We start from the raw sequence: 23,854 nt of genomic DNA on the forward strand, positions 1-23,854 counted from the left end.
TAGCCTAGTTCTGCACGCGCACGCCGAGCATCACCACCGTCGATGCCGAGCTCTGTCCGGCCAAATTCGAATCCAGCCAGTCGCGGCGCACGGTGCCTTTGATCCAGAGGCTGCGGGTCATCTTGTAGATCAGGTCGGCCGACACCGAGTAGATCGTGTCGTTGCGGTTGTCGCCCTGGTACTCGAGCGTGCCGTAGGTGAACTTGCCGATGCCGGTCAGCCAGCGGCGGAAGTCGTGGTCGACCTCGATGGTGTAGGTGCGCGACAGCACGCCGGAGGTGCCGGGCAGCGTGGTCTCGCCGAGCTGGGTGTCGGAATAGAATTTGGCCGTGGTCAGCGGCGTCGCGGTCCAGGTCAGCGAGGCCGTGGTGAGCAAGCCCTCGAGCCGGTTGAGCCTTGTGTCGGCGTAGTCGCGCATCGCGTAGCCGATCGAGACCTCGCCGAACAGCAGCCGCGTGAACTCGAACGAGGTACCGGCCTTGACATAACCGCCCGATGAATCGCGCGCGTAGCCGGCGCGGTCGAGATAGAGATCGTGGACGCGGCTGTCGCCCTGCACCTCGACGAACGGCTTCACGGCCGGATTGAGCTCATAGCTGACGCGGCCGATGCCGCCATATTGGATGAAGTTGCGGTCGTCGTTCGACGACGAGGTGCCGTCAGTGAGCTTCGACCATTGATAATCGGTGCGGTCGACGGTGGCGCCGAGCGAGACCTGCATGCGGTTGAAATGCTGGTCGATGCCGAAGGTGCCGCCGACCGTAGAGTAGAGCGGATATTTGGCGAGGCCGGCCTGCACGTTCGGGCTGCCGGGATTGTCGGTCGAGACCAGCAGGCGGGCCTGCGCCGTGAGATGCGTGTCCCTCGAGACATCGAGACGGCCGTCGATATGGCCGGTGAAGCTCGGACGATCGACGTCGAGCGGCGCCGACAGCGGCGTGCCGTCAATCGGCGTCAGCTGGGAGCCGTAGCCGGTAAAGGAGCCGCGCAGATCGGCGACGACGGCGTGGCGCTCCCAGTCCGACATCGCGACGAATTCCGGCGCGACCATGTAGAACGCCTTGCCCTGCGGCTGATACAGGCGGCCCGGATTGGTGTCGTAGCCGGCCATCACCTCGACCGCAGTCTTGACCATGAACGAGCCGGCGTAGTCGCCGACCGCGCCGAACGGATCGTCGTCGATCTTGAGCCGCCTGCGCGGCGGCTGGCCGACGATGGTGCCGGCCATCGCCGGCGGCACCGGCGGCTTGCTGGCGGTCTCCGACGGCGGGATCGACAGCCGCAACTGCCCGGCCGCAGTCAACGGCGGCGCTGTGGGCACCGGCGAGCCGGGTCCCGGCGGCGGCTTCGGCTTGGCCTGGCCCGGATAATATTTCGGCTTCAGGCGCTTCCGGTTGAGCGAGTCATAGCCTGATGTCGAAGCGCCGTTGGCGGCCGGAAGACCGTAGGTCGGGATCTGTCCGACGCGCTCCGATGGTGTTGCGGACGACGAGGCACGCCGGCTGGGATCGGCGTCCGGCAGCTTCAGGCCGTTGAGCGGATCCATCGCGTCGGCCGTGGTCCGGCGCAGCGGCGAATCCTGCGTGATCACCTGGCTCTGCCGGTTCGGGCTGAACAGATCCGGCGTCACGGTCTGGGCGTTGGCGAGCCCGGTCGCCGCAGTCAGCCCAACGCATGGCAAAACCACGCGAACGAGGCGTCCGCGCCGATTTGGGCCGCTTGCTGGCCGCCGCCACACGATGGAAATACCCCAACGAATTCATGCACTTGACGTACGCATCCCGCCGGGCGGCGAAAAACGTCGTTAATGGAGTTAAAACAATTATGGTTAATGAGCCGTTGAGGATCCGCCGCCGCGCGTCGCATCGCGGAATCGAACGTGCTAAGGGAGACGCCCGGGTGCAAAACCCCTCCCCTGGAATCCGAAATGGCCAAACCGAAACCGCTGATGACCAAATCATCCGGCCCTGATGATGGCGCCGTTCAGTCGGCGCTCCGCACCCTCGATGCCGAGGCGAGCGGCGTCGCGGCAATCTCCGCGGCACTCAAGTCCGACCTCGGCGCGCCGTTCACCGCGGCGGCCGAGCTGATCTGCAAGGCCAAGGGACGGCTGATCGTGACCGGGCTCGGCAAGTCGGGCCATATCGGCCGCAAGATCGCCGCGACCTTCGCCTCGACCGGCACGCCGGCGTTCTTCGTGCACGCGGCCGAAGCGAGCCACGGTGACCTCGGCATGATCACCGCCGAGGACGTGATCCTCGCGCTGTCATGGTCCGGCGAGCAGCCGGAGATGCGCAATCTGATCGCCTATGCGGCGCGCTTCGGCATTCCGCTGATCGCGATGACCGCCGACAAGGACTCGACGCTGAGCAAGGCCGCCGACGTGCAGCTGACGCTGCCGAAGGCCCGCGAGGCCTGCCCGCACAATCTGGCGCCGACCACCTCCTCGCTGATGATGCTGGCGCTCGGCGATGCCTTGGCGATCGCGCTGCTCGAGGGCCGCGGGTTCACTTCGACTGATTTCAGTGTGCTGCATCCGGGCGGCAAGCTCGGCGCGCTGCTGAAATATGCCCGCGACCTGATGCACAGCGGCGAGGCGCTGCCGTTGAAGCCGCTCGGCACCAAGATGTCGGATGCGCTGGTCGAGATGACGTCCAAGGGCTTCGGCTGCGTCGGCATCGTCGACAGCCACGGCCATCTCGCCGGCATCGTCACCGACGGCGATTTGCGCCGGCAGATGCGCCCGGACCTGCTGACGCTGTCGGTCGACGAGGTCATGACCAGAACGCCGAAGACGATCAGCCGCGACACGCTCGCCGGCGAAGCGCTGGAATTGCTCAACGCCTCGAAGATCACGACGCTGATCGTGACCGATGCGAAGAAACCGGTCGGCATCATCCATCTGCACGATCTGCTGCGCGCTGGCGTGGCGTAATTTCGCTCCGTCATTCCGGGGCACGCGAAGCGTGAACCCGGAATCTCGAGATTCCGGGTTCGATGCTATGCATCGCCCCGGAATGACTGTGGCTGCGCCGGAAACCGCGCCGCGGTCGCCTCCAGCGGCAGGGCCAGCGCGTTGGCGAGGTAGGAGACGGTGCGGTAGAAGCCGCACAACAGGATGATCTCCAGCACCTGATCGTCGTCGTAGTGCGCCGACAGCGCGGCATATTCCTGCTCGCTCAACGTCGCGCGCGCATGCAGCGCGTCGACCGCCGCGATCAACGCCTGCTCGGCCGGCGACCAGCAGCCGGCATCGGCCGCACCATGCACGGTGGCGTGGACCTGCTGCTCCGACAATCCGGCCGCGGCGCCGAACGCGGTGACGTGCACGCCCCATTCATATTCGCATTCATTGAGCGCGCAGGTGCGGTCGATCACGATCTCCCGTTCCCGCAACGGCAGCGGCCCGCGGTCGAGCAGGCCGCCGCCGCGAAACTTCTCCCAGGCGCGTGGATGACCGGCCATCATGCGGAACAGCAGCAGCGGCGGCTTGCCGCGCATGATGCGGTCGAAATGCTGTTGAACGTCCGCCGCATAGGGCGGATCGAGCGGCGCGATGCGTGACATGGGCTGATCCCATTGCTACATTTAATGTAGCGCAACGCTACAATATCTGTAGCGAGCGACGCAAGAGAGATTCGAAGGGGATGGGCGACATGCCGAAGCAGGTTCCAGCGACAAGACCCGGCGTCCGCGGCTCGCGGAGCGGCCGCCCGATCATGGCGCTGCTGGATCTGCTGGGCCGGCGCTGGACCTTGCGCATCGTCTGGGAGCTGCGCGAAGGCGCACTGACCTCGCGCGCGCTGCGCACCGCCTGCGACGAGGCGTCACCGACGATCCTGCAGACGCGATTGACCGAATTGCGCGAGGCCAGGTTCGTCGAGCTGACGGATGATGGTTACAGCCTCACCGCGCTCGGCCGCGAGCTATTCCAGACCTTCACGCCGCTCAATCGCTTCGCTGAGCGCTGGAGCAAGCACGCTGGCAGCTAGACCGCGGCCACCGTCAGGCTGGCGCCGTCGGCGCGGATGACCTTGACCCGGCTGCCAGCCGGCGCATCGGGGCCGGCGACGCGCCAGACTGTGTCGTCGATCCGCACCGTGCCGGAGCCGTCGATGATCGGTTTCTCCAGCGTGAACTCGCGGCCGACCAGGGCTTCGTTGCGGCGGTTGAGGAACGGATTGGTCTTGCTCGCCGCGGTCGCGCCCTTGGCAAAATGCCGCCAGGCCGGCACCGCCAGCGCGGCGAACACCGCGAACATCAACAGCTGCATCTGCCAGGACGGCGTGAACACGAACGACAGCAGGCCGACCACGAGCGCCGCGAGCCCGAGCCAGAACAGGAACACCCCGGGCGCTGCGAGCTCCAGCGCCATCAGGATGAAGCCGAAGATCAGCCAGTTCCAGGTACCCAACGTCGAAAACATCTCGGCCATGACGACCTCTCAACAGTCAAAAGCGCCTCTCCCAGCCTACTCGGGTTTACCCGAGTTGGCCCTCCTGCAATTGTCGAAGTCGGATATATCCGACTTCGACTGGGAGAGGGGTTGGGGTGAGGGGTAGCAGTCCCTCTGCGGAGAGAGACCCCTCACCCGGATCGCATCTTCGATGCGATCCGACCTCTCCCACAAGGGGAGAGGTGAAGTGAGTCTGCCGCAAGATTCTTTGTCACGCCCTTACCGCTGCGGCGGCACCGGCGGTGGCGGCGTCGGACCAGCCGGCGGCACCGAGCCGCCGCGCCGCGCCGCTGCGCTGGCCGACGCCGCGCTCTCGCCGAAGGTGGCGCGGGCGATCTCGCCGATGCCGGCCAGCGAGCCCAGCACGCTCGAGGTTTCGATCGGCAGCATCAGCACCTTCTGGTTCGGCGACTCAGCGAGCTGGCCGAACGCCTTGATGTATTTGTCGGCGATGAAATAGTTCAGCGCCGCGACGTCGCCCTTGGCAATCGATTCCGACACCATCTGGGTCGCCTTGGCTTCGGCTTCCGCAAGCCGCTCGCGCGCCTCGGCGTCGCGGAAGGCGGCCTCGCGGCGGCCCTCCGCTTGCAGTATCTGGCCCTGCTTGGCGCCCTCGGCACGCAGGATCTCGGACTGCCGCTGGCCCTCCGCCTGCAAAATGTCGGCGCGCTTGACGCGCTCGGCCTTCATCTGCCGGCCCATCGCCTCGACGAGGTCGGCCGGCGGCACGATGTCCTTGATCTCGATGCGGTTGACCTTGACGCCCCACGGCGACACCGCGGCATCGACCACGCGCAGCAGCCGCTCGTTGATCTCGTCGCGATGCGACAGCACCTGGTCGAGATCCATCGAGCCCATCACCGAGCGGATGTTGGTCATGGTCAGGACCGTGATCGCCTGGTTGAGGTTGGCGACCTCGTAGCTCGCCTTCGCCGCATCGAACACCTGGTAGAACGCGACGCCGTCCACCGTCACGGTGGCGTTGTCCTTGGTGATCACCTCCTGCTCGGGGATGTTGATCACCTGCTCCATCATGTTGATCTTGCGCCCGATGCGATCGAAATACGGCACGATCAGATTGAGGCCGGGCGACAGCGTGCGGGTGTATTTGCCGAACCGCTCGATGGTCCAGTCAAAGCCCTGCGGAACGGTCTTGATCCCGGCGAACAGCGTAACGATGACGAGAAGAACAAACGCAATCGCGAAAATGTCGAAGCCAGTCATAAAGTCCTCCAGGCACGGTCGTGCATTGGTCGGCAGGACCGCTTCGCCGGTTCAGCCGGCTGTTGTTTTCCCTAGCACATAGGAAGCTGCTGCGAGACTACCAGATGCAAATGAATGGCTGCGTCCGGTGTCACCGATCGTTAACAATCAGCTCCAGCCTTATTAGATCCAGCCCTGAAGCTCGCGCAGCACGAGCTGGCGGATCACGTCCATGCCGCCGTCGCTGTCGTTGAGGCAGGGGATCGCCGCGAACTGCTCGCCGCCATTATGCCGGAAGATTTCGGCATTCTCCTGCGCGATCTCCTCCAGCGTCTCCAGGCAATCGGCGGAGAAGCCGGGCGTGACCACGGCCATTCGCCGCACGCCGCCCTTGGCCAGCTTCTCGACGGTCTTGTCAGTATAGGGCTGTAGCCACTCGGCATTGCCGAAACGCGACTGAAAGGTGAGAAGCAACCGCGAGGCATCGAGCCCGAGCCGCTTGCGCAGTGCGTTGGTCGTGGCAATGCACTGCAACTGATAGGGATCGCCCTTGTCGACGTACTCCTTCGGCATGCCGTGGAACGAGGCGAGGATGACCTCGGGCTGGAACGGCAGCGTCGCAAGATGCGCATTGATCGAGACCGCGAGCGCCTCGATGTAATCGGGATCGTCGTAATACGGCGGCGTCACCCGCAGGATCGGCTGCGCGCGCATGCCGGCCAGCACGCGAAACGCTTCGTCGCAAACGGTCGCCGACGTGGCCGCGGAATATTGCGGATAGAGCGACACCAGCAGCAGCCGGCCGCAGCCCTGCGCCGCCAGCGCTTCGATGCGCTCCTTGATCGACGGATTGCCGTAGCGCATCGCCCAATCGACCACGACATGGTCGTGATCGGCAATCGCCTCCGCCAGCTTGTCGGCCTGCGAGCGCGTGATGGTCTTCAGCGGCGACTCGTTCTTCTCGGTGTTCCAGATCTTCAGATAGTCGCGTGCCTTGCGGGCCGGGCGGACGCGCAGGATGATGCCGTTGAGGATCAGCTTCCAGACGAGGCCCTGATCCTCGATCACCCGCGGATCGGACAGGAATTCTTTGAGATAAACCCGCACGCCCGCGGCATCAGCCGTATCCGGCGTGCCGAGATTGACCAGCAGCACGCCGACGCGCTCCGGCTTCGGCGCCGCAGCCGGCTTCGCGCTCTCGAAGGGGATCACCGTGCTCATGATGGCCTTGCGCCTGGTCCTTCGCTTGGGGGCTTTGGGCTTCGCGCGTTGCTCCAACCTTGTCAAGCCAAGCGCCGGTTGGCTACGTTCCGCTCCGTGAATGGGGAGGAACCATGACGATCGCCGAATGGTGCGTCTTCGGGACGCTGCTGCTCTCACTGCTGACGATCGTGTCGGTGAAATGGGCCGGCATCCGCGGTTTCGATAATTCCAGGCCGCGCGATCCCGATTTCTACGACGACCCGATCCGCTCGCGCGCGCTCGGCGCCCACCAGAACGGCCTCGAGGCCTTTCCGTTCTTCGCCTTCGCCGTGCTGCTCGCCGAATTCCGCGTCGGCCCGCTACGGCTGATCGACGAGCTCGCGGTGCTGTTCCTGATCGTGCGGATCGCCTACGTCTTCACCTATATCGGCAACCGCCCGACGCTGCGCTCGATCCTCTGGAGCATCGGCTTTGCGATCAACATCGCGATCTTCCTGCTGCCGGCGATCCGGGGCTATCTGACGAGCTGAGTTGCCTCTCTCCCCGCCTCCGTTCTTACGTGAGGTGAGTACGCCGGTCAGGCTCCCTCTCCCCTTGCGGGAGAGGGTGGGGAGAGGGGTGGCGCCGGGCGAGATGTACGAGGGCGAGCAAAGCTCCATCAGCCAACATCTCGCTCACCACTTGGCAAGCGCTCGCACTTAACAAGCGCCGGAGCAAGCGGCACCCCTCTCCCTACCCTCTCCCGCAAGGGGAGAGGGAACCCTCGCAGGGATGCGTCCCTCACTCAGGAGACTGCAAGCGGGGCGAGGTGACCTCAAAGACACGTCGCCCGTTCGGCCGCGACATAACCGAACAGCAGGCCGAGGCCGAACAGCAGCACAAGCGCGGCGGCTACGAATTCCAGGCCGCGCATGATCACCATGCCCCCGCCGTCGCGCGCGCCGCTGAGCCGCTCGGCCACGCCGCGCGCCGACACCGCAACCAGCGCGATCGCCGCCACCGTAATGGCGGTACCGAGCCCCATCACGAAGGTCGCGGCAACGCCGGCCCAGAACAGGCCCTGCGCCAGCGCGAACACCAGCACCAGGATCGCGCCCGAGCAAGGCCGGATCCCGACCGTGAGGATCGCACTGAGGCCGCGCCGCCAGCCGCCGGGACCGGCAAGTTCGGCCGGCGTCGGTCCATGCGAATGGCCGCAATGCTCGTCATGGACGTGGCCCGCGTCATGGCCGTGGCCATGATCGTGATGATGGTCGTGATCGTCATGCGCATGGCGGTGGTGGCCATGGTCGTGATGGGCGTGATCGTGATGGGCGTGATCATGGTGATCGTGACCGTGCTGCTGCGCACCGGCCATCGCCAGCGCCGGACGCGGCACCTGCAGCGCGCGGAGGAAGCCACCGCCCTTGACCCAGACCAGCCGGGCGCCGAAGGCTGCGATCAGCGCGTAGCTGGCGATCTCGATCGCCTTCTCCGCCCCGCACATCGTCTTCGCCGTCGCATTGAGCAGCCAGGCGCAGATCCCGACGATGGCAACGGCGACCAGCGACTGCATCAGCGCCGAGGCGAACGACAGCACGATGCCGCGCCGCGCGGTCTCGCGGTTGGCAACCATGTAGGACGAGATCACCGCCTTGCCGTGGCCGGGCCCTGCGGCATGAAAAATCCCGTAGGCAAACGAGATCGCAAGCAGCGTCCAGACCGCCGATCCGTCGGATTTCGCGGCGCGGATGGTCTGCGACATCTCGCGATAGAACTCCGACTGTTTTGCCAACAGCCAACCGACCAGCCCGCCCTGCGGCTCCGCTGCGCGCGGCGCGCCGAACGGGTTTTGCGCGAGCAGCGCATGAACCGCGCCATCGAGCAGCGCGAATGCCGCGAGCACCGCAGCGCTGACGGCGAAGCCACGCATCAGGCGGGAGGCGATCGGCGTCATGGGCAATCCACCGTGATCTTATTGGCAAACATCATGCCGAAATTGCCGTTGCCGCCATCGAGGAAGTTCTGCTCGCCGAGCTTCTGCGCGGCAGCGGTGCCGTCACTGCTCGGCCGCTCGAACTGCATCTTGCAGTCGGCCGCAGCGCCGACCAGCTTGACCGGCTCCTTCTCGGCGAACTGGAAGTCGATGAAATAGGTCGGGTCGAACACTTCGAGCGAGAGCTGCCGGGCCTTGAACGGCGTCTTCACCGGCAGGGTGAAGTGCAGTGTCAGGGACGAGTCCTTGTATTCGAGGAAGTAGTCGACCGGCTCGGTGAACTTCTGCTTCTTGCCGTCGCCCTTGGCGAAGGTGAAGAAGGCGTATTCCTTCAGCGACTCGACATTGGTCTGCGCCAGCGGCGCCAGCTCCTCGCGGCTGTAGGCGCCCTTCACCTTGGTCTCGATGCCCTGCAATGCGTAGGTCGAGAACATGTCGTCGAAGGTCCAGGCGTGGCGGACCCCGGTAATGGTGCCGTCAGGCGCGTAGATCAACTCGCTTTTGGCGACGATCCAGACATGCGGATGGGCCCAGGCCTCCGCCGTGCCGAGCACGACGGACACCGCGAGCACGAACCCGGTGATCAGCCGGTTCAGTGACGGCCTCACCTTCAGGCCGCCTCTGATGTCTCGAGCAGGCCGCGGCGGCGCAGCAGCGCATCCGGCTCGGGTTCGCGGCCGCGGAAGGCGACATAGGCCTCCTCCGGATCGCGCGAGCCGCCCGACGAATAGATGTCGTCATGCAGCCGCTTGGCGGTCGCGGGATCGAAGATATCGCCGGCCTCCTCGAACGCGCCGAAGGCGTCGGCGTCCATCACCTCCGACCACATGTAGCTGTAGTAGCCCGACGCATAGTGGTCGCCGGAGAAGATGTGGCCGAACTGGGTCGGCCGGTGCCGCAGCGAGATTTCGGCCGGCATGCCGATCTTCTCCAGCTCCTTCTGTTCGAAGGCGCGGACGTCCCAGCTCGCGGCCGCCGGCTGGGTGTGGAATTCGAGGTCGACCAGCGCCGAGGAGACGAACTCCACGGTGGCAAAGCCCTGGTTGAACTTGCGCGCGGCGAGGAAGCGCTTGAGCAAATCGTCAGGCAGCGCCTCCCCGGTCTGGTAGTGGCGGGCGAAGCGCTGCAGCACCTCGGGCCGCTCCTGCCAGTGCTCGTAGAGCTGCGAGGGCAGCTCGACGAAGTCGGTGAACACGGAGGTTCCCGACAGTGACGGGTAGGTCACGTTCGAGAGCATGCCGTGCAGGCCGTGGCCGAATTCGTGGAACAGGGTCCGCGCGTCGTCGGGCGACAACAGCGACGGCGCGCCGTCGGCGCCCTTGGCGAAGTTGCAGACATTGATGACCAGCGGCGCGACTTCGCCGTCGAGCTTCTGCTGGTCGCGCAGCGAGGTCATCCAGGCGCCGGAGCGCTTCGAGGGCCGCGCGAAGTAGTCGCCGTAGAACAGCGCCTTGTGCTGGCCGTCGCGACCCTTGACCTCCCAGACCCGGACGTCCGGGTGCCAGACCGGGATGTCCTTGCGCTCCTCGAAGGTGACGCCGAACAGGCGGGTGGCGCAGTCGAAGGCGGCCTCAATCATGTGGTCGAGCACCAGATAGGGCTTGATCGCGGAATCGTCGAAATTGGCTTTGGCCTGGCGCAGCTTCTCGGCGTAGTAGCGCCAATCCCAGGACGCCAAGGTGAAATTGCCGCCCTCCTCCGTGATCAGCTCCTGCAGTGCGTCACGGTCGGCAAGCGCCCGCGCCCGCGCTGGCTTCCAGACCCGCTCCAGCAGGCCGCGCACCGCCTCCGGCGTCTTGGCCATGGAATCCTCCAGGCGATAGGCGGCGTAGGTCGGGAAGCCCAGGATCTTCGCGGTCTCCTCGCGGAGCCTGAGGATCTCCACGATGGTCGCGTTGTTGTCGTTGGCGTTGCCATTGTCGCCGCGGGCGGTGAAGGCCTTGTAGACCTTCTCGCGCAGGTCGCGCCGCTGCGAGCTCTGCAGGAACGGCTCGACCGAGGAGCGCGACAGCGTTACGATCGCCTTGCCGGCCATGCCGCGCTCTTCCGCCGCAGCCTTGGCGGCCGCCACAAATGTGTCGGACAGGCCGGCGCGGTCGCCCTCGCCGAGCTCCATCGACCACTCCTGCTCGTCGCCGAGCAGATGGTGGCTGAACGAGGTGCCGAGATGGGCGAGCCGCTCGTTGATCTCGGCCATGCGGGCCTTGGCGGCGTCGTCGAGCCCGGCGCCGGAGCGATGGAAGCGGGTATAGGTGCGCTCCAAGAGCCGCATCTGCTCGCCGGTCAGACCGAGCGAGGCGCGCTTCTCGTGCAGCATGGCGATGCGGCCAAACAGCACAGCGTTCATCATGATCGGATTCCAGTGTCGCGCCATCCTCGGCGACACCTCCTTGTCGATCTCCAGGATCGCCGGGTTGGAGTGGGCCGAGACCAGGTCGTAGAACACGGCCGAAACCTTCGACAGCAGCTTGCCGGAGCGCTCCAGCGCCGTGATGGTGTTGTCGAAGTCGGGCAGCGCCGGATCGTGGGTGATCGCAGCCACTTCCGCCGAATGATCGGCGAAGGCCTGCTCGAAGGCGGGGAGGAAATGCTCCGGCTTGATCTCGGCGAAGGGCGGCGTCTCGAGCGGCGTCTGCCACGCCTTCAGGAGGGGGTTGGCAATGGCCTCTGCGCTGGTTTCTGACATCGAATATCCCGTTTTTCGCCTTGAAAATGCGGCCCAATCTATATCACGCGATACGGCATTTTTGGGCCTTTTGCGCTTGATAGATGGGCACTTTTCGGAGAGATTGCGCCCCCTGAACAGGACCTATTTCATGAGCATGCAGCCCACCGCCTCAGGCAACAGCCGGATCTACTGGCCGAGCGTCATCACCGTGATCTCGGCGGCGATCCTGATCGGCGCCGAAGTGTTCGGCGCGGCGTTCGCCGGCGGCTGGGCGCTCGCGATCCTGCTCGGGCTCAACGACACCGCTGCGCACATCCTGCAGGCCGTGCTGTTCGGCCTCGGCGTCCTGATCATGATCGCCTTCATCCGCGCTGCGCAACGCGTCGAGCCGTTCACGCGTCGCGCGTGAGCTTTACGCGATTCAAGAAAGCGCTGCGGCACAGGGCTAAAACGCACACGCTTCGTTAGTCATTCTTAACAGCTGTTCATCTCCAACACGTGCTGTGCGCGAGATCGCAAGCACGCCTTAGGGAAATTTGCCGCTATCGCAAAAAAATTCTTGCGCCGCGAAGTCAAAAGATTTATTTCCTGCCTTGCCCAATTTCGCACGTGCCTGTGGTCGTGTGTCAGTCGGTAGGTATCCGGACAAGAGGCCGGACAGCCGCCAAGGGGTGGAAGAACCGAGGGTCGCTTACGTCCGAGAGGACACGAGGCGGCCAGCATCTCTCTCCAGGGATGCCTTGTTGAAGGTCTCACCACTCTTTGCAACCGTGACTGGCAGCCGGAGGCGAACCGGCGCACCCCGCTCTCAACGGGGGACGCGACTTAAAGCAACGACGGATCGGGCTTTTTTGGTCTCTACCGGCGGTCCAACGCCGGCGCGGGCTACTGAAAAGGCTTGTCCTTCATTGCCAGGTGAGCGGGCGGGAAACTCTCCCAACCAATCCACGGCAGCACAGTCTGGTTTGAGTCTCTTGGCCTCAGCGCGCCTCCATCGCGCGATGTGGCCGAAGCGCTCTTATCCGACGTCACGTTGATGCGGATCCCGTCGCTAGGGCCGTTGGAGAGTGCCATGACCGAACGTATCCAGGAATTCCTGCGCAACCGCCGTCAGGATGGACTCGACACCGAGCCGTGCCTCGTCGTCGACCTCGAAGTCGTGCGCGACAACTACCAGACCTTCGCGAAGGTGCTGCCGGACAGCCGCGTGTTCTACGCGGTGAAGGCCAACCCGGCGCCCGAAGTGCTGTCGCTGCTGGCCTCGCTCGGCTCCTGCTTCGACACCGCAACCGTTGCGGAGATTGAGATGGCGCTGGCCGCTGGTGCGACCCCGGACCGCATCTCCTATGGCAACACGATCAAGAAGGAGCGCGACATTGCGCGCGCCTTCGCGCTCGGCATTCGCCTGTTCGCTGTCGACTGCGCCGCCGAAGTCGAGAAGGTCGCGCGCGCTGCTCCCGGCGCTAAGGTGTTCTGCCGCATCCTCTATGATTGCGCCGGCGCCGAGTGGCCGCTGTCGCGCAAGTTCGGCTGCGATCCGGAGATGGCGGTCGACGTGCTCGACCTCGCCAAGCGCCTCGGGCTCGAGCCGTGCGGCATCTCGTTCCATGTCGGCTCGCAGCAGCGCAAGGTGAAGGCGTGGGACCGCGCGCTGGCGATGGCGTCGACCGTGTTCCGTGACTGCGCCGAGCGCGGGATCAACCTCACCATGGTCAACATGGGCGGCGGCTTCCCGACCAAGTATCTCAAGGACGTTCCGCCGGTGCTGCAATATGGCCGGTCGATCTTCCGCGCGCTGCGCAAGCATTTCGGCAACCAGATCCCGGAGACGATCATCGAGCCGGGCCGCGGCATGGTCGGCAATGCCGGGATCATCGAGACCGAAGTCGTTCTGATCTCGAAGAAGAGCGACGAGGACGAGGTGCGCTGGGTCTATCTCGACATCGGCAAGTTCGGCGGTCTCGCCGAGACGATGGACGAGTCGATCCGCTACGCCATCCGCACCCCGCATGACGGGGCGGACATGACACCGTGCGTGCTCGCGGGCCCGACCTGCGATAGCGCCGACGTGCTGTACGAGAAGCTGCCGTATCCGCTTCCGGTGACGCTCGAGATCGGCGACAAGCTGCTGATCGAAGGCACCGGCGCCTATACGTCGACCTACTCGTCGGTGGCGTTCAACGGCATTCCGCCGCTGAAGACCTACCACATCTAAGCCGCCTCCCGATCGAGGCCTGATAAACCGGGAGCCGGCCCCGCCGGCTCCTTCCCGATCATTTTTGATTTTTCTGAACGACGCTTGCCGCGGCGTACGACATGTCGTTGCAAGCGGGGACTGACGTGCCATGACTGCAAAACGGAACACCCCCGTTGCCCTCATCCGAGAAGCCGCACCGTTCGCGATCCGTGCGGAGCGTGTCTCGGACGTCGTCGCGCGCGAAGCGCTGCTGGATGCCTGCTTTGGCGAGGATCGCCATACGCGCACCTGCCAGCGCCTGCGTGGCGGACGCGCGCCGGCCCAAGGCCTGAGCCTTGCGGCCGTGCGCCAGGACGGCCGGTTGGTTGGAACCGTGCGGCTGTGGCACGTCAGCGCGGGGGGCCGCAGCGCGCTGATGCTGGGGCCGCTGGCAGTCGATGACGGCTGCCGCGGCCTCAGCGTCGGCGCCGCGCTGATGCGGCGCGCGCTGGCTGTCGCCAAGACCCGCGGCCATGGCGCGGTGATCCTGCTTGGCGATGCGCCCTACTACGCCCGTTTCGGCTTTACGGCCGCCAAGACCGGTGAGCTGTCGCTGCCGGGCGCCTTCGCGCGCGAGCGGCTGCTCGGCCTCGAACTGGTCGAGGGCGCGCTCGACGGCGCCTGGGGCATGATCGTGCCGACCGGAGCATTGCTGCCCAGCAAGAGCAGGACCGCCCGTACCCGGAAGGCACCGTTCGCCGTGCCGCACGCGGCCTAAGGGCGGGCGCCATGTCGGAGAACCTTCCCGCAATCGATGGCGCGCGCCCGCGTTGGCGCGGCCTCGTCACCACGGTGATGCTGGTCCTGATCTCGGTCATGATCGTCAGGGACATCCTGATCCGCCGCTGGGCCGGCTCGCCGCCGTCGCCGCCGGACACCACGCAGCAGTCCCGCTAACCACCGGCCGCAAGGCCAGAATCCCAGGTCAGACTCCAAGGGGTTGCGCGGGCGCCAAAAATGTCCGTAAACCCCGCGCAAAGCCCTTTTCAGTCGAGGTCCAGCATGTCCCGCCGCCTGATTTCCACCGGCTCGCCGTTCGAGAAGACCGCCGGCTATAGCCGTGCCGTGATCGACGGCGATTTCGCCTTCGTCGCGGGAACCACCGGCTACGACTACACCACGATGACGATGCCATCAGATGTCACGAGCCAGTCACGGAACTGCTTCAAGACCATCGAGGCCGCCCTTAGCGAGGGAGGCTTCACGATGGCCGACATCGTCCGAGCGACCTACTACCTCACCGACGTCAACGACGCGGACGCGCATTTCGCGGTCTGCGGCGAGGTCCTCGGCGACATCCGCCCGGCCGCGACGCTGCTGATCGTCGCGGGGCTCTACAAGCCCGAGATGAAGGTCGAAATCGAAGTCACCGCAAAGCGTCGCAACCCCTGATCCACTCTACCCGCCGCTAGGCGTTCTCCTGGAGAAAATGATGAGCCCCTCCTCGCAGATCTACGCGAAAATCACCGGCCCCATTGTCATGATCGGCTTCGGCTCGATAGGCAAAGGCACGTTGCCGATGATCGAGCGGCATCTCGATTACGACAAGTCGCGCATCACCGTGATCGATCCCAAGGACGAGGGCCGCAAGGCGCATTGCGAGAAGCAGAACGTCAAATTCATCCAGAAGGCCGTGACCAAGGATAATTATCGCGAGCTGCTGACCCCGCTGCTCACCGAGGGCGGCGGCCAGGGCTTTTGCGTCAATCTCTCGGTCGATACCGGCTCCACCGACATCATGGAGCTCTGCAACGAGGTCGGCGCGCTCTATATCGACACCGTCAACGAGCCCTGGCTCGGATTCTATTTCGATGCGTCGAAGGGCCCGGAAGCACGCTCCAACTACGCGCTGCGCGAAGTGACGCTGGCCGCCAAGAAGGCGCGCCCGGCGGGCTCGACGACGGCCGTCTCCTGCTGCGGCGCCAATCCCGGCATGGTCTCCTTCTTCGTCAAGCAGGCGCTGCTCAATGTCGCCGCTGATCTGAAGCTCAATGCGCCGCGGCCGAAGACCAAGGGCGAATGGGCGGACCTGATGCGGCAGGCCGGCATCAAAGGCATCCACATCGCCGAACGCGACACCCAGCGCGCCAAGTCGCCGAAGGAGCCCGATGTCTTCGTCAACACCTGGTCGGTGGAAGGTTTCCTGTCGGAGGGTGTGCAGCCGTCCGAACTCGGCTGGGGCACCCATGAAAAATGGATGCCCGAGAATGCGCATACCCACGAAGCCGGCTGCGGCGCTGCGATCTATCTGATGCAGCCCGGCGCCAACACGCGGGTGCGGACCTGGTGCCCGACCCGCGGCGCGCAGTATGGCTTCCTCGTCACCCACAACGAGTCGATCTCGATCTCCGATTACTTCACGGTGCGCGACGCATCGGGCAAGGCGATCTACCGGCCGACCTGCCACTACGCCTATCATCCCTGCGACGATGCCGTGCTGTCGCTGCATGAGATGTTCGGCCGCGCCGCGAAGATGCAGGAGAAGCACCACATCCTCGACGAGAACGAGATCGTCGACGGCATCGACGAACTCGGCGTGCTGCTGTTCGGCCACGACAACAATGCCTATTGGTACGGCTCGCAGCTCTCCATCGAGGAGACCCGCGAGCTCGCGCCCTATCAGAACGCCACCGGCCTGCAGGTGACCTCCGCCGTGCTCGGCGGCATGGTGTGGGCGCTGGAAAATCCGAACGAAGGCATCGTCGAAGCCGACGAGATGGATTTCGATCGCCTGCTGGAAATCCAGCTGCCATATCTCGGCCCGGTGAAGGGTTTCTACACCGACTGGACCCCGCTGACGGATCGTCCGGGACTGTTCCCGGAAGATATCGACACGTCGGATCCCTGGCAGTTCAAGAACATCCTGGTGCGCTGATCGCGAAGCGCGCCTTGAGAAGGAAAATGCCCGGCCCTCACGCCGGGCATTTTGCTGTCAGGCGCAGCTCACCTCGCCATGTAGTCGAATGCGACCGAGCCGAGGCCGAGCGTCAGGTCCGCCTTGAAATGCAGCGCCGAGACCACCTCGCGCACCGGCAGGCGGGCGACGTCGCACAGCGCGTGGGGAAACAGGCCGAGCGCGGCGGGGCCGGTCCAGGCTTCCTTCAAGGTGATATCCTCGAGATGAAACCGCACCAGCTCGCAGATCCGCGGGCTGCCGTCGACATGCGGGATGATCTTGAGAATAAAGTTCGGCGCCGTCATCGATTTCAGCACGGTGTCGTGGTCGACCTTGCGGTGCTTGTAGCCCATGGTGGCGGAGGCGCAGAGCACCGAGCCATAATGCAGCGAGCCGACCAGCACGTCGCTCTCGACCTCGATCTTGGGCTTCGCCAGCTTCTTCGGAAATCCCCACAGCTCGCGGCCGCCGGCGATCGGGCCCTCGTCGTCGAGATACATGGCGTGGGTGTAGGCGCCCTCCTCGCCCCTGAAGCGGACCGGGATCACCTGCCCGGTCTCGGTGTAGTCGCCGAAGCCGGTCGAGTCCGGCATGCGAATGAATTCATACTTCACCACGGGCTCGGCGACCTCGAGCGGCTCCGGCACCACGGCCTGGAGCGCTTCCAGGTCGGTCTTGTAGGTGATGATGAAATATTCGCGGTCGAAGAACCGGTACGGCCCCGGCGGAAACGACGGGTTGGTGAGCGGCATCGAATAGGCGGTGCGCCGGACGTCCTCGATCTTCATGGATAGCCCCATCTGTCGTTGGCAAGACGACGGATTATGGCGGGCGGGGATGACGGAGGCGAGACCGTATAATCGGCAGCAGCAGTCAAATGCGCGTCACATGCGCTGACCGGAGAGGCTATTTCTTCTCGATCGGCGGGGCGGTCTTCTCGGCGGGCGCGGGCGGCAGCATCGGCTTGGCGCCGGCCTTCTGCGCTTCGTCATCGGGACGAGCAGGCTGCGGCGCCGGCGTGGTCGGCCGCTCGCCGCCCGGCTTCGATTCGGCAGGCGCCGTCGTCTTCTGCGGCTCGGGCGTCGGCGACGATTGCAGCGGCTGGGTCGCCTGCGCCAGCTCTTGCGGCGAAGAGGCGTTGATCGCGTGCAGCGCCAGCGCCGCGATCGCGACGCCCGCTACGACCAAGGTCGAGGCGATCAGGATGTCCTTCCGCAAGCTGGTCCGATCCGCAGCCATCTCGTTCACCCCGCATCGTGTCAGCGAGATCAACGATCCGGTCACCGCATGGTTCCTGAGCGCGGCCTGCGGGAACCTGGCCTCAGAGCCGTTTCCGTTCCGATTGAATCGGAACGGGGCTCTTGATTTTGTTTTGACGCGTTTTCTTCACGCGAACCGGTATCCACTTCGCTCGAAAGTGCTTTAATCCGTGGTGCTGATTTCCCAGGTCGCGTGGCGTACGCCGGGCTGATGTTGGATGTCGACCACCACGGCGTTCAGCTCGTTGGGCTCGACCGCGGTCGAGACCAGCTCCGCCACGATCTCGAGGAAGTCGTCACCGGCCTCGACCACGTTGACATCGGCGACCGGATAGTTCGCGGCCTCGAGCTTCTCCACGACGGCGTCGCGCATGTCGGGCAGCATTTCCGGGGTGACTACGACCTTGAAATAGTAGGTCGCTTCCAGCGCCTTCTCGTTCAACGGGATGCGGTTGATGGCATTGACCAGCGGACGCAGCAGCGTGTTGCCGGCGATCACGAACACGGTCAGCGCCGCCGCCTGCGCCACGAGGTCGGCGCCGGCGCAGGAGCCGACCGCAGCCGAGGCCCACAGCGTCGCCGCGGTGTTGAGGCCGCGCACATCCATGCCCTGCTTCATGATGACGCCGGCGCCGAGGAAGCCGATCCCCGACACCACATAGGCGATCACCCGCACCGCGCCGTCGGCGCCGGCAAGGTGCATCGCGAGGTCGACGAAGGCGGCCGCTCCGACCGCGACCAGCACGTTGGTGCGCAGCCCCGCGGTGCGCTGCCGGTACTGCCGCTCGGCCCCAATCAGGGTGCCGAGCACAAAGGCCGAGGTCAGGCTGATCAGCGTGTCGATGAAATCGGCGAGCTGGAATGTCGTGAGGAATCGCATGACGCTGCCGGTACCCAGTTCGCTCGAATCCGCTTCGGATGCAGCGATCTCTTACATTTCCAGGATGCCCGCGTCACCATCTTCCGTGCCGAAGGCGAGCAGCGTCCCCTTGGCATTCCAGCCCAGCGCGGACACCGTCGTGCCGGTGTTCCGGCGCACCAGGATCTCGGCGCCGTCCTCGAGCCGGACCATCAGCACGGTGCCGTCGGCATAGCCGACCGCCATGATGTCGTTCTTCGGATGGCAGGCGACCACGGCGACCCGGGCCGGCATCGGCGCCAGCATCGCCGGCTCCTTGCCCATCGGCCCGTCCTTGCTGGTGAACGGCCAGACGATCACGGTATCGGCGCCCGAGGTCGCGAGTCCCTTGCCGCCGACGCTCCACGACATCGAGCGCACGCGGCCGGGATAACCGCTCATCCGCATATGCCTGTTGTCGGCAAGCCGCCAGCCATGCATCGCGGCCTCATGCATCGCCGTGACGAGGAATTTGTTGTCCGGGCTGAAGGAGACCGCAAGATGCGAGCCGGCCCATTCCAGGAATTCCGGATTGGCGGCCATGTTGGGAAACCACAAGGTCACGCCGTTGTAATGCGCGATCGCAAGCCGCAGGCCCTTCGGCGCGAACGCCAGCCCGCCGACGGTCGACGGCACCTCGAAGGTTTTCTCCTCGCCCTTCGGATTGCGCACGAAGGCGGTCTTGCCCGCGGACCACGCCACGGTGCCGTCGCTGTGCAGCGCGACATTGTCGATCCAGCGCCGCTTGGCGTCGGTCGCCACCGTCGAGATCTCGCCCTTGGCGTCGATTGCGATCAGCTTGCCGTCGTCACCGCCGGTGACGAGCCGCTTGCCGTCGGAGGCCGCACACAGGATGGCGCCGAAATGGGTCTCGGTGCGTGTGATCTCGCCCTCTAGGGTGGCGATCGCAACGCTCTCCTCGGCGCCGACGAAGAACGCACGGTCGCCGAGGAAATGCACTGAACCGACCGCCGCGCCAAGCGGAAGCTGCTTGACGCGGTCGGTGATCGACACGATGGAAGAAGGGGCCTCGCCCGGATCGAACTCTTTCATCACGTGGTGATGCACTGCTCGAAGCCGTCGCGGATCGCCTGCTCAGGCAGTTCGCGACCGATGAACACGACGCGGCTCTCGCGCTTCTCGCCGTCCTTCCATTTGCGCTGGTGGTCGCCCTCCAGCATCATGTGGACGCCCTGGAACACGTAGCGGTCGTCATCGCCGGTGAAGGCGAGGATGCCCTTCGAGCGCAGGATCTTCTGGCCCTCGGTGGCGACGAGGTTCTGCAGCCACGGCATGAACTTGGTCGGGTCGAGCGGCTTCTCCGAGCGCAGTGACAGCGATTGCATGTCCTCGTCGTGATAGTGCTTCAGCCCGCCATGGCCGTGATCATGATCGTGATGATGGTGGTGGTGATCATGATCGTGGTGGTGATGATCATGGTCGCGATCGTGATCGTCGCCGGCCTCGAGGAAATCCGGCTCGATCTCCAGGATGCGGTCGAGGTCGAACGCGCCACGCTCCAGCACGTCGGTCAAGCCAACCTGGCAACGCTCGGTGCGGTGCAGCTTGGCATAGGGGTTGATGCCGCGGATGCGGGCTTCGACCTCGGCGAGCTCGGGCTTGGAGACCAGGTCCGTCTTGTTCAGCACGATGACGTCGGCGAACGCGATCTGGTTCTTGGCTTCCGGCGCATCCTTGAGGCGATCGCTCAGCCATTTGGCGTCGGCGACGGTGACGACGGCATCGAGCCGGGCGTTCTTCTGCACGTCCTCGTCGACGAAGAAGGTCTGCGCGACCGGCGCCGGATCGGCAAGGCCGGTGGTCTCGACGATGATGGCGTCGAACTTGCCCTTGCGCTTCATCAAGCCGTCCATGATGCGGACGAGGTCGCCGCGCACCGTGCAGCAGACGCAGCCATTGTTCATCTCGAACACTTCCTCATCGGCGCCGATGATGAGGTCGTTGTCGATGCCGATCTCGCCGAATTCGTTGACGATGACGGCGTATTTCTTGCCGTGATTTTCCGACAGGATGCGGTTCAGCAGCGTGGTCTTGCCGGCGCCGAGATAGCCCGTCAGCACGGTCACAGGAATTTTTTGCGAAGCTTCAGCCATAACAACTCCGGGAACTTGGGTTCGCGCTCAACCCCGGCAGGGAGGCCCCTGCCCCTAGTCGGCGAGCGCGCTGGTCAGGGCCTTTATATTGTGCCTGACCATATCAATGTAAGTGGGTGCTTGGCCCTTTTCGCCCGTCAAACTGTCCGAATAGAGCGTCCCGCCAACCCGGGCGCCGGTCTCGGCCGCGATCCGTTCGATCAGGCGGGGATCGCTGATATTTTCGAGAAAAACTGCCGGAATTTTCGCAAGCTTGATCTGGGCGATGATGGCGGCGATGTCGCGTGCGCTGGGCTCGGAATCGGTGGAGACGGACAGCGGCGAGAAGAACGTGATCCCGTAGGCGTCGGCAAAATAGCCGAATGCGCCGTGGGTCGAGATCACCTTGCGCCGCGCCTCCGGTATTTTCGCCACCGCCTCGTGCACCTCGCGGTCGAGCGCCTCCAGTTTGGCCAGATAGGCGTCGGCATTGGCCTTGAAGGTGGCGGCCCGGTCTGGGGCAACAGCGATCAGCCCGTCGCGAATATTGATGACGTAGATCTTCGCATTGGCCACGGATTGCCAGGCATGCGGATCGTCATGGCCGCCCATCTTCCGGGGCATGATGCCCTTGGTTGCCACCGCGACCGGCGCCTTGCTGCCGGACGCTTGTAGCAGCCGCGGCATCCAGCCCTCGAAGCCGAGGCCGTTGATGACGAGGAGTTTTGCGTCGGCGACTTTCTTGGCGTCCGCCGGCGTCGGCGCATAGACATGTGCGTCGCCATCGGGCCCGACCAGCGCCGCCACGTCGACGTCGTTGCCGCCGACATTGCGCACCATGTCGGCAAGGATCGAGAAGCTCGCGACGACATTGATGCGTTCAGCGGCACGCGCCGGTCCGCTCGCCAGCATCAGCGCCAGACCGATCAATCCAAGCAAACGCCGCATCGTCATGCCTCGAGATGGCGGCCGGGAAACAGCTGCCGCACCAGGCCGCTGACATTGCCGAACAGCAGCGACACGATATAGAGCCCCGCCGCAACCAGGATGATCGCGGGGCCGGAGGGAATCCGGGTCTGGTACGACAGCACCAGCCCGGCATAGCCTGACAGCATCGCGCCCGCGACCGCGATGCAGATCATGGTGGTGATGTCGCGCGACCAGAACCGCGCGATGCCCGCGGGCAGGATCATCAGCCCGACGCCGAGCAGCGTGCCGAGGGCGTGGAAGCCGTTGACGAGGTTGACCACGACCAGCGCGAGGAAGGCCAGATGCGCCGGCGCGCCGGCCCGGCTCACCGTGCGCAGGAATACCGGATCGACGCATTCGATCACCAGCGGCCGATAGATCACCGCGAGCACCAGCAGCGTGAGAGTGGCGTTGAACGCGATCACCAGCAGGGTCTGGTCGTCCATCGCCAGAATATTACCGAACAGCACGTGCAGCAGGTCGATATTGGTGCCCTTGATGGAGACGATGGTGACGCCGAGCGCGAGCGAGACCAGATAGAAGGTCGCGAGCGACGCGTCCTCCTTCAATTCGGTGGTGCGGGCGACGAGGCCGGCGAGCAGCGCCACGGCAAAGCCCGCGATCAGGCCGCCGGTCGTCATCGCGAACAGATTGAGCCCTGACAGCAGGAAGCCGATCGCAGCGCCCGGCAGGATCGCATGCGCCATGGCGTCGCCGACCAGGCTCATCCGCCGCAGCATCAGGAATACGCCGATCGGCGCACCGCCGAGCGACAGCGCGATCACGGCCGCGAGCGCGCGGCGCATGAACTCGAATTCGGTGAAGGGCGTGATCAGCGCGTCTGTCAGCATCGGCGTCAGGCAGCCCTCGAGCGCGGATCGACGGCGCATGCGCCCGCTGAGTCGTCGAACGCCTCGCACATCCGCATCGCGACCGTCAGATTGTCCGCGGTCAGCGTCTGCGCGGTCGGGCCCCATTCCACCGGGCCGCGCGCCAGCAGCAGCGTTTCCGGGAAATTGTTGCGCACCATGTCGAGGTCGTGCAGCGCCGCCAGCACCGTGCGGCCCTCGCCGTTCCAGCGTTTCACCAGCGCCAGGAGATCGGCGGTGGTCTTGGCATCGATGGCGTTGAAGGGCTCGTCGAGCACGATCAGGCGGGCATCCTGCAGCAGCACGCGCGCGAACAGCATCCGCTGGGTCTGGCCGCCGGACAGCGTGCCGATCGGCCGGTTCTCGAAGCCGTTGAGACCGACCGCGGCCAGTGCCGCCAAGATCTTGCCGCGCGCGGCCTTGCCGATGCCGCCGAAGAAGCCGGTGGAGCGCCACAGCCCGGTGCCGACGAAGTCGAACACCGAGATCGGGAAGGTTCTGTCGATGTCGGCGGATTGCGGCAGATAGGCGATGTCACGGTGCTCGAGCCCATCGAGATCGATCACGCCCGACAGCGGCTTGAGTACGCCGGCAATGCCGCGCAGCAACGTCGACTTGCCGGCGCCGTTCGGGCCGATCACGGCCAGCAGCGCGCCCGCCTCGACGGCGCCGTTGAGATGATGCACCGCCGGGTGGCGGTCATAGCCGAGGGTGACGTCGCGGAAGGTGACAAGGGCAGCCACGGGTCTCACCTCATCGCCAGCCAGACCACGCCCCAAAGGCAGGCAGAGACCGCGAGCGCCGCGAGCAGCCTGGCCGGCACGGGCATGCGCAGGATCGACCAGTGCGCAGTCTGGGCCGGATGGGCGGCCGGGCCATGGCTGTGCCCGTGGGGGTGGGCGTGGCCGTGATGGTGGTGGTCATGGGTGTGCGTATGCGCCATGGAGAGACTGTTATATTATAACATAACGCGAGTCTACAAACGCGGAACTCATGGCCGATCCGCAAAACCGGAAGAGATTTGAGCTGCGCGGGCACCGGATCCACCCGGATGGAACCGCCGGTGGGCTTGCGCACAGGCCGGCCCTGGAACGCGCCGCCGGCCAACCAGGGCGGCCATCTGGGCAAG

General features: G+C 65.3%; 26 protein-coding genes. 9 read left to right on the top strand and 17 right to left on the bottom strand.

Annotation, left to right across the window (positions count from 1 at the left end; genetic code table 11):
- Positions 1 to 4: 4 nt before the first annotated feature.
- A complete protein-coding gene (locus QMZ05_RS21615) occupies positions 5 to 1,687 on the bottom strand; it encodes an outer membrane beta-barrel protein (protein ID WP_353702570.1) in 1,683 nt (560 codons plus the stop codon).
- 240 nt (positions 1,688 to 1,927) lie between these two features.
- On the opposite strand from QMZ05_RS21615, the gene QMZ05_RS21620 reads away from it, so the two are divergent.
- Complete coding sequence (locus QMZ05_RS21620; RefSeq protein ID WP_353702571.1) at positions 1,928 to 2,935, top strand: KpsF/GutQ family sugar-phosphate isomerase; 1,008 nt, start codon at positions 1,928 to 1,930, stop codon at positions 2,933 to 2,935.
- Between the two features lie 65 nt (positions 2,936 to 3,000).
- Here QMZ05_RS21620 and QMZ05_RS21625 read toward each other — a convergent pair whose 3' ends face one another.
- Entirely contained in the window at positions 3,001 to 3,567 is a 567-nt protein-coding gene (locus tag QMZ05_RS21625) for a carboxymuconolactone decarboxylase family protein (RefSeq protein ID WP_353702572.1), read from the bottom strand.
- Between the two features lie 89 nt (positions 3,568 to 3,656).
- Here QMZ05_RS21625 and QMZ05_RS21630 point away from each other — a divergent pair, with 89 nt between their 5' ends.
- Positions 3,657 to 3,992, top strand: a complete 336-nt coding sequence (locus QMZ05_RS21630) for a helix-turn-helix domain-containing protein (RefSeq protein WP_353702573.1) — start codon at positions 3,657 to 3,659, stop codon at positions 3,990 to 3,992.
- Here the strand turns inward: QMZ05_RS21630 and QMZ05_RS21635 are convergent.
- The 3 genes from QMZ05_RS21635 to hemH form a co-directional block, all read right to left on the bottom strand.
- Complete coding sequence (locus QMZ05_RS21635; protein ID WP_353702574.1) at positions 3,989 to 4,435, bottom strand: NfeD family protein; 447 nt, start codon at positions 4,433 to 4,435, stop codon at positions 3,989 to 3,991. The two genes, QMZ05_RS21630 and QMZ05_RS21635, sit on opposite strands and share 4 nt — an antisense overlap.
- A gap of 240 nt (positions 4,436 to 4,675) precedes the next feature.
- On the bottom strand, positions 4,676 to 5,680 hold the full coding sequence (locus QMZ05_RS21640; protein ID WP_353702575.1) for an SPFH domain-containing protein: 1,005 nt from the start codon (positions 5,678 to 5,680) through the stop codon (positions 4,676 to 4,678).
- Positions 5,681 to 5,842: 162 nt separating this feature from the next.
- Positions 5,843 to 6,880: a ferrochelatase gene (hemH, locus tag QMZ05_RS21645; protein WP_353702576.1), complete on the bottom strand. Its 1,038-nt coding sequence runs from the start codon at positions 6,878 to 6,880 to the stop codon at positions 5,843 to 5,845.
- A 113-nt stretch (positions 6,881 to 6,993) separates the two neighbouring features.
- On the opposite strand from hemH, the gene QMZ05_RS21650 reads away from it, so the two are divergent.
- Entirely contained in the window at positions 6,994 to 7,392 is a 399-nt protein-coding gene (locus QMZ05_RS21650; protein ID WP_353702577.1) for an MAPEG family protein, read from the top strand.
- Positions 7,393 to 7,676: 284 nt separating this feature from the next.
- Here the strand turns inward: QMZ05_RS21650 and QMZ05_RS21655 are convergent, their stop codons facing one another.
- From QMZ05_RS21655 to QMZ05_RS21665, 3 genes are read right to left on the bottom strand one after another with little or no spacing between them, the layout of a single operon-like run.
- Positions 7,677 to 8,804: a nickel/cobalt transporter gene (locus tag QMZ05_RS21655; protein ID WP_353702578.1), complete on the bottom strand. Its 1,128-nt coding sequence runs from the start codon at positions 8,802 to 8,804 to the stop codon at positions 7,677 to 7,679.
- Positions 8,795 to 9,424 carry a DUF1007 family protein gene (locus QMZ05_RS21660; RefSeq protein ID WP_353702603.1) on the bottom strand — a complete coding sequence of 210 codons (630 nt, stop codon included), beginning with the start codon at positions 9,422 to 9,424 and terminating at the stop codon, positions 8,795 to 8,797. The genes QMZ05_RS21655 and QMZ05_RS21660 overlap by 10 nt, the downstream gene beginning before the upstream one ends.
- A 23-nt stretch (positions 9,425 to 9,447) precedes the next feature.
- Entirely contained in the window at positions 9,448 to 11,523 is a 2,076-nt protein-coding gene (locus tag QMZ05_RS21665) for a M3 family metallopeptidase (RefSeq protein WP_353702579.1), read from the bottom strand.
- Between the two features lie 136 nt (positions 11,524 to 11,659).
- Here QMZ05_RS21665 and QMZ05_RS21670 point away from each other — a divergent pair, with 136 nt between their 5' ends.
- The 6 genes from QMZ05_RS21670 to QMZ05_RS21695 all read left to right on the top strand — a co-directional run bounded on the left by QMZ05_RS21670 (position 11,660) and on the right by QMZ05_RS21695 (position 16,616).
- Complete coding sequence (locus QMZ05_RS21670) at positions 11,660 to 11,914, top strand: hypothetical protein (RefSeq protein ID WP_193399689.1); 255 nt, start codon at positions 11,660 to 11,662, stop codon at positions 11,912 to 11,914.
- Positions 11,915 to 12,577: 663 nt separating this feature from the next.
- A complete protein-coding gene (locus tag QMZ05_RS21675) occupies positions 12,578 to 13,720 on the top strand; it encodes a type III PLP-dependent enzyme (protein WP_353702580.1) in 1,143 nt (380 codons plus the stop codon).
- Positions 13,721 to 13,850: 130 nt separating this feature from the next.
- Complete coding sequence (locus QMZ05_RS21680) at positions 13,851 to 14,459, top strand: N-acetyltransferase (RefSeq protein WP_353702581.1); 609 nt, start codon at positions 13,851 to 13,853, stop codon at positions 14,457 to 14,459.
- A gap of 11 nt (positions 14,460 to 14,470) precedes the next feature.
- Entirely contained in the window at positions 14,471 to 14,638 is a 168-nt protein-coding gene (locus tag QMZ05_RS21685; protein WP_167351880.1) for a hypothetical protein, read from the top strand.
- Positions 14,639 to 14,743: 105 nt separating this feature from the next.
- Positions 14,744 to 15,133, top strand: coding sequence for a RidA family protein (locus tag QMZ05_RS21690; protein ID WP_353702582.1), 390 nt, complete (start codon positions 14,744 to 14,746; stop codon positions 15,131 to 15,133).
- A gap of 40 nt (positions 15,134 to 15,173) precedes the next feature.
- The gene (locus tag QMZ05_RS21695; protein WP_353702583.1) at positions 15,174 to 16,616 is read left to right on the top strand and encodes a homospermidine synthase; all 1,443 of its coding nucleotides are present in this window, start codon (positions 15,174 to 15,176) and stop codon (positions 16,614 to 16,616) included.
- 68 nt (positions 16,617 to 16,684) lie between these two features.
- Here QMZ05_RS21695 and QMZ05_RS21700 read toward each other — a convergent pair whose 3' ends face one another.
- The 9 genes from QMZ05_RS21700 to QMZ05_RS21740 form a co-directional block, all read right to left on the bottom strand.
- Positions 16,685 to 17,425 carry an acetoacetate decarboxylase gene (locus QMZ05_RS21700; RefSeq protein ID WP_167529046.1) on the bottom strand — a complete coding sequence of 247 codons (741 nt, stop codon included), beginning with the start codon at positions 17,423 to 17,425 and terminating at the stop codon, positions 16,685 to 16,687.
- 118 nt (positions 17,426 to 17,543) lie between these two features.
- Positions 17,544 to 17,876 carry a hypothetical protein gene (locus tag QMZ05_RS21705; RefSeq protein ID WP_353702584.1) on the bottom strand — a complete coding sequence of 111 codons (333 nt, stop codon included), beginning with the start codon at positions 17,874 to 17,876 and terminating at the stop codon, positions 17,544 to 17,546.
- Positions 17,877 to 18,059: 183 nt separating this feature from the next.
- Complete coding sequence (locus tag QMZ05_RS21710; protein ID WP_279710417.1) at positions 18,060 to 18,776, bottom strand: MgtC/SapB family protein; 717 nt, start codon at positions 18,774 to 18,776, stop codon at positions 18,060 to 18,062.
- Between the two features lie 51 nt (positions 18,777 to 18,827).
- Positions 18,828 to 19,847 (bottom strand): WD40 repeat domain-containing protein, encoded by a 1,020-nt coding sequence (locus QMZ05_RS21715; protein ID WP_353702585.1) that lies wholly within the window; start codon positions 19,845 to 19,847, stop codon positions 18,828 to 18,830.
- Positions 19,847 to 20,908: a GTP-binding protein gene (locus tag QMZ05_RS21720; protein ID WP_353702586.1), complete on the bottom strand. Its 1,062-nt coding sequence runs from the start codon at positions 20,906 to 20,908 to the stop codon at positions 19,847 to 19,849. Before QMZ05_RS21720 ends, QMZ05_RS21715 begins: the two co-directional genes overlap by 1 nt.
- A 54-nt stretch (positions 20,909 to 20,962) precedes the next feature.
- Complete coding sequence (locus QMZ05_RS21725) at positions 20,963 to 21,835, bottom strand: metal ABC transporter substrate-binding protein (RefSeq protein ID WP_353702587.1); 873 nt, start codon at positions 21,833 to 21,835, stop codon at positions 20,963 to 20,965.
- A gap of 2 nt (positions 21,836 to 21,837) precedes the next feature.
- Entirely contained in the window at positions 21,838 to 22,707 is an 870-nt protein-coding gene (locus QMZ05_RS21730) for a metal ABC transporter permease (protein ID WP_353702604.1), read from the bottom strand.
- A gap of 5 nt (positions 22,708 to 22,712) precedes the next feature.
- Positions 22,713 to 23,468, bottom strand: a complete 756-nt coding sequence (locus QMZ05_RS21735) for an ABC transporter ATP-binding protein (RefSeq protein ID WP_353702588.1) — start codon at positions 23,466 to 23,468, stop codon at positions 22,713 to 22,715.
- Positions 23,469 to 23,473: 5 nt separating this feature from the next.
- Entirely contained in the window at positions 23,474 to 23,668 is a 195-nt protein-coding gene (locus QMZ05_RS21740; protein ID WP_353702589.1) for a hypothetical protein, read from the bottom strand.
- Between the last annotated feature and the right edge of the window lie 186 nt (positions 23,669 to 23,854).

This window comes from Bradyrhizobium sp. INPA03-11B, from assembly GCF_040446015.1.
In the GTDB taxonomy this organism is placed as follows: Bacteria; Pseudomonadota; Alphaproteobacteria; order Rhizobiales; family Xanthobacteraceae; genus Bradyrhizobium; species Bradyrhizobium macuxiense_A.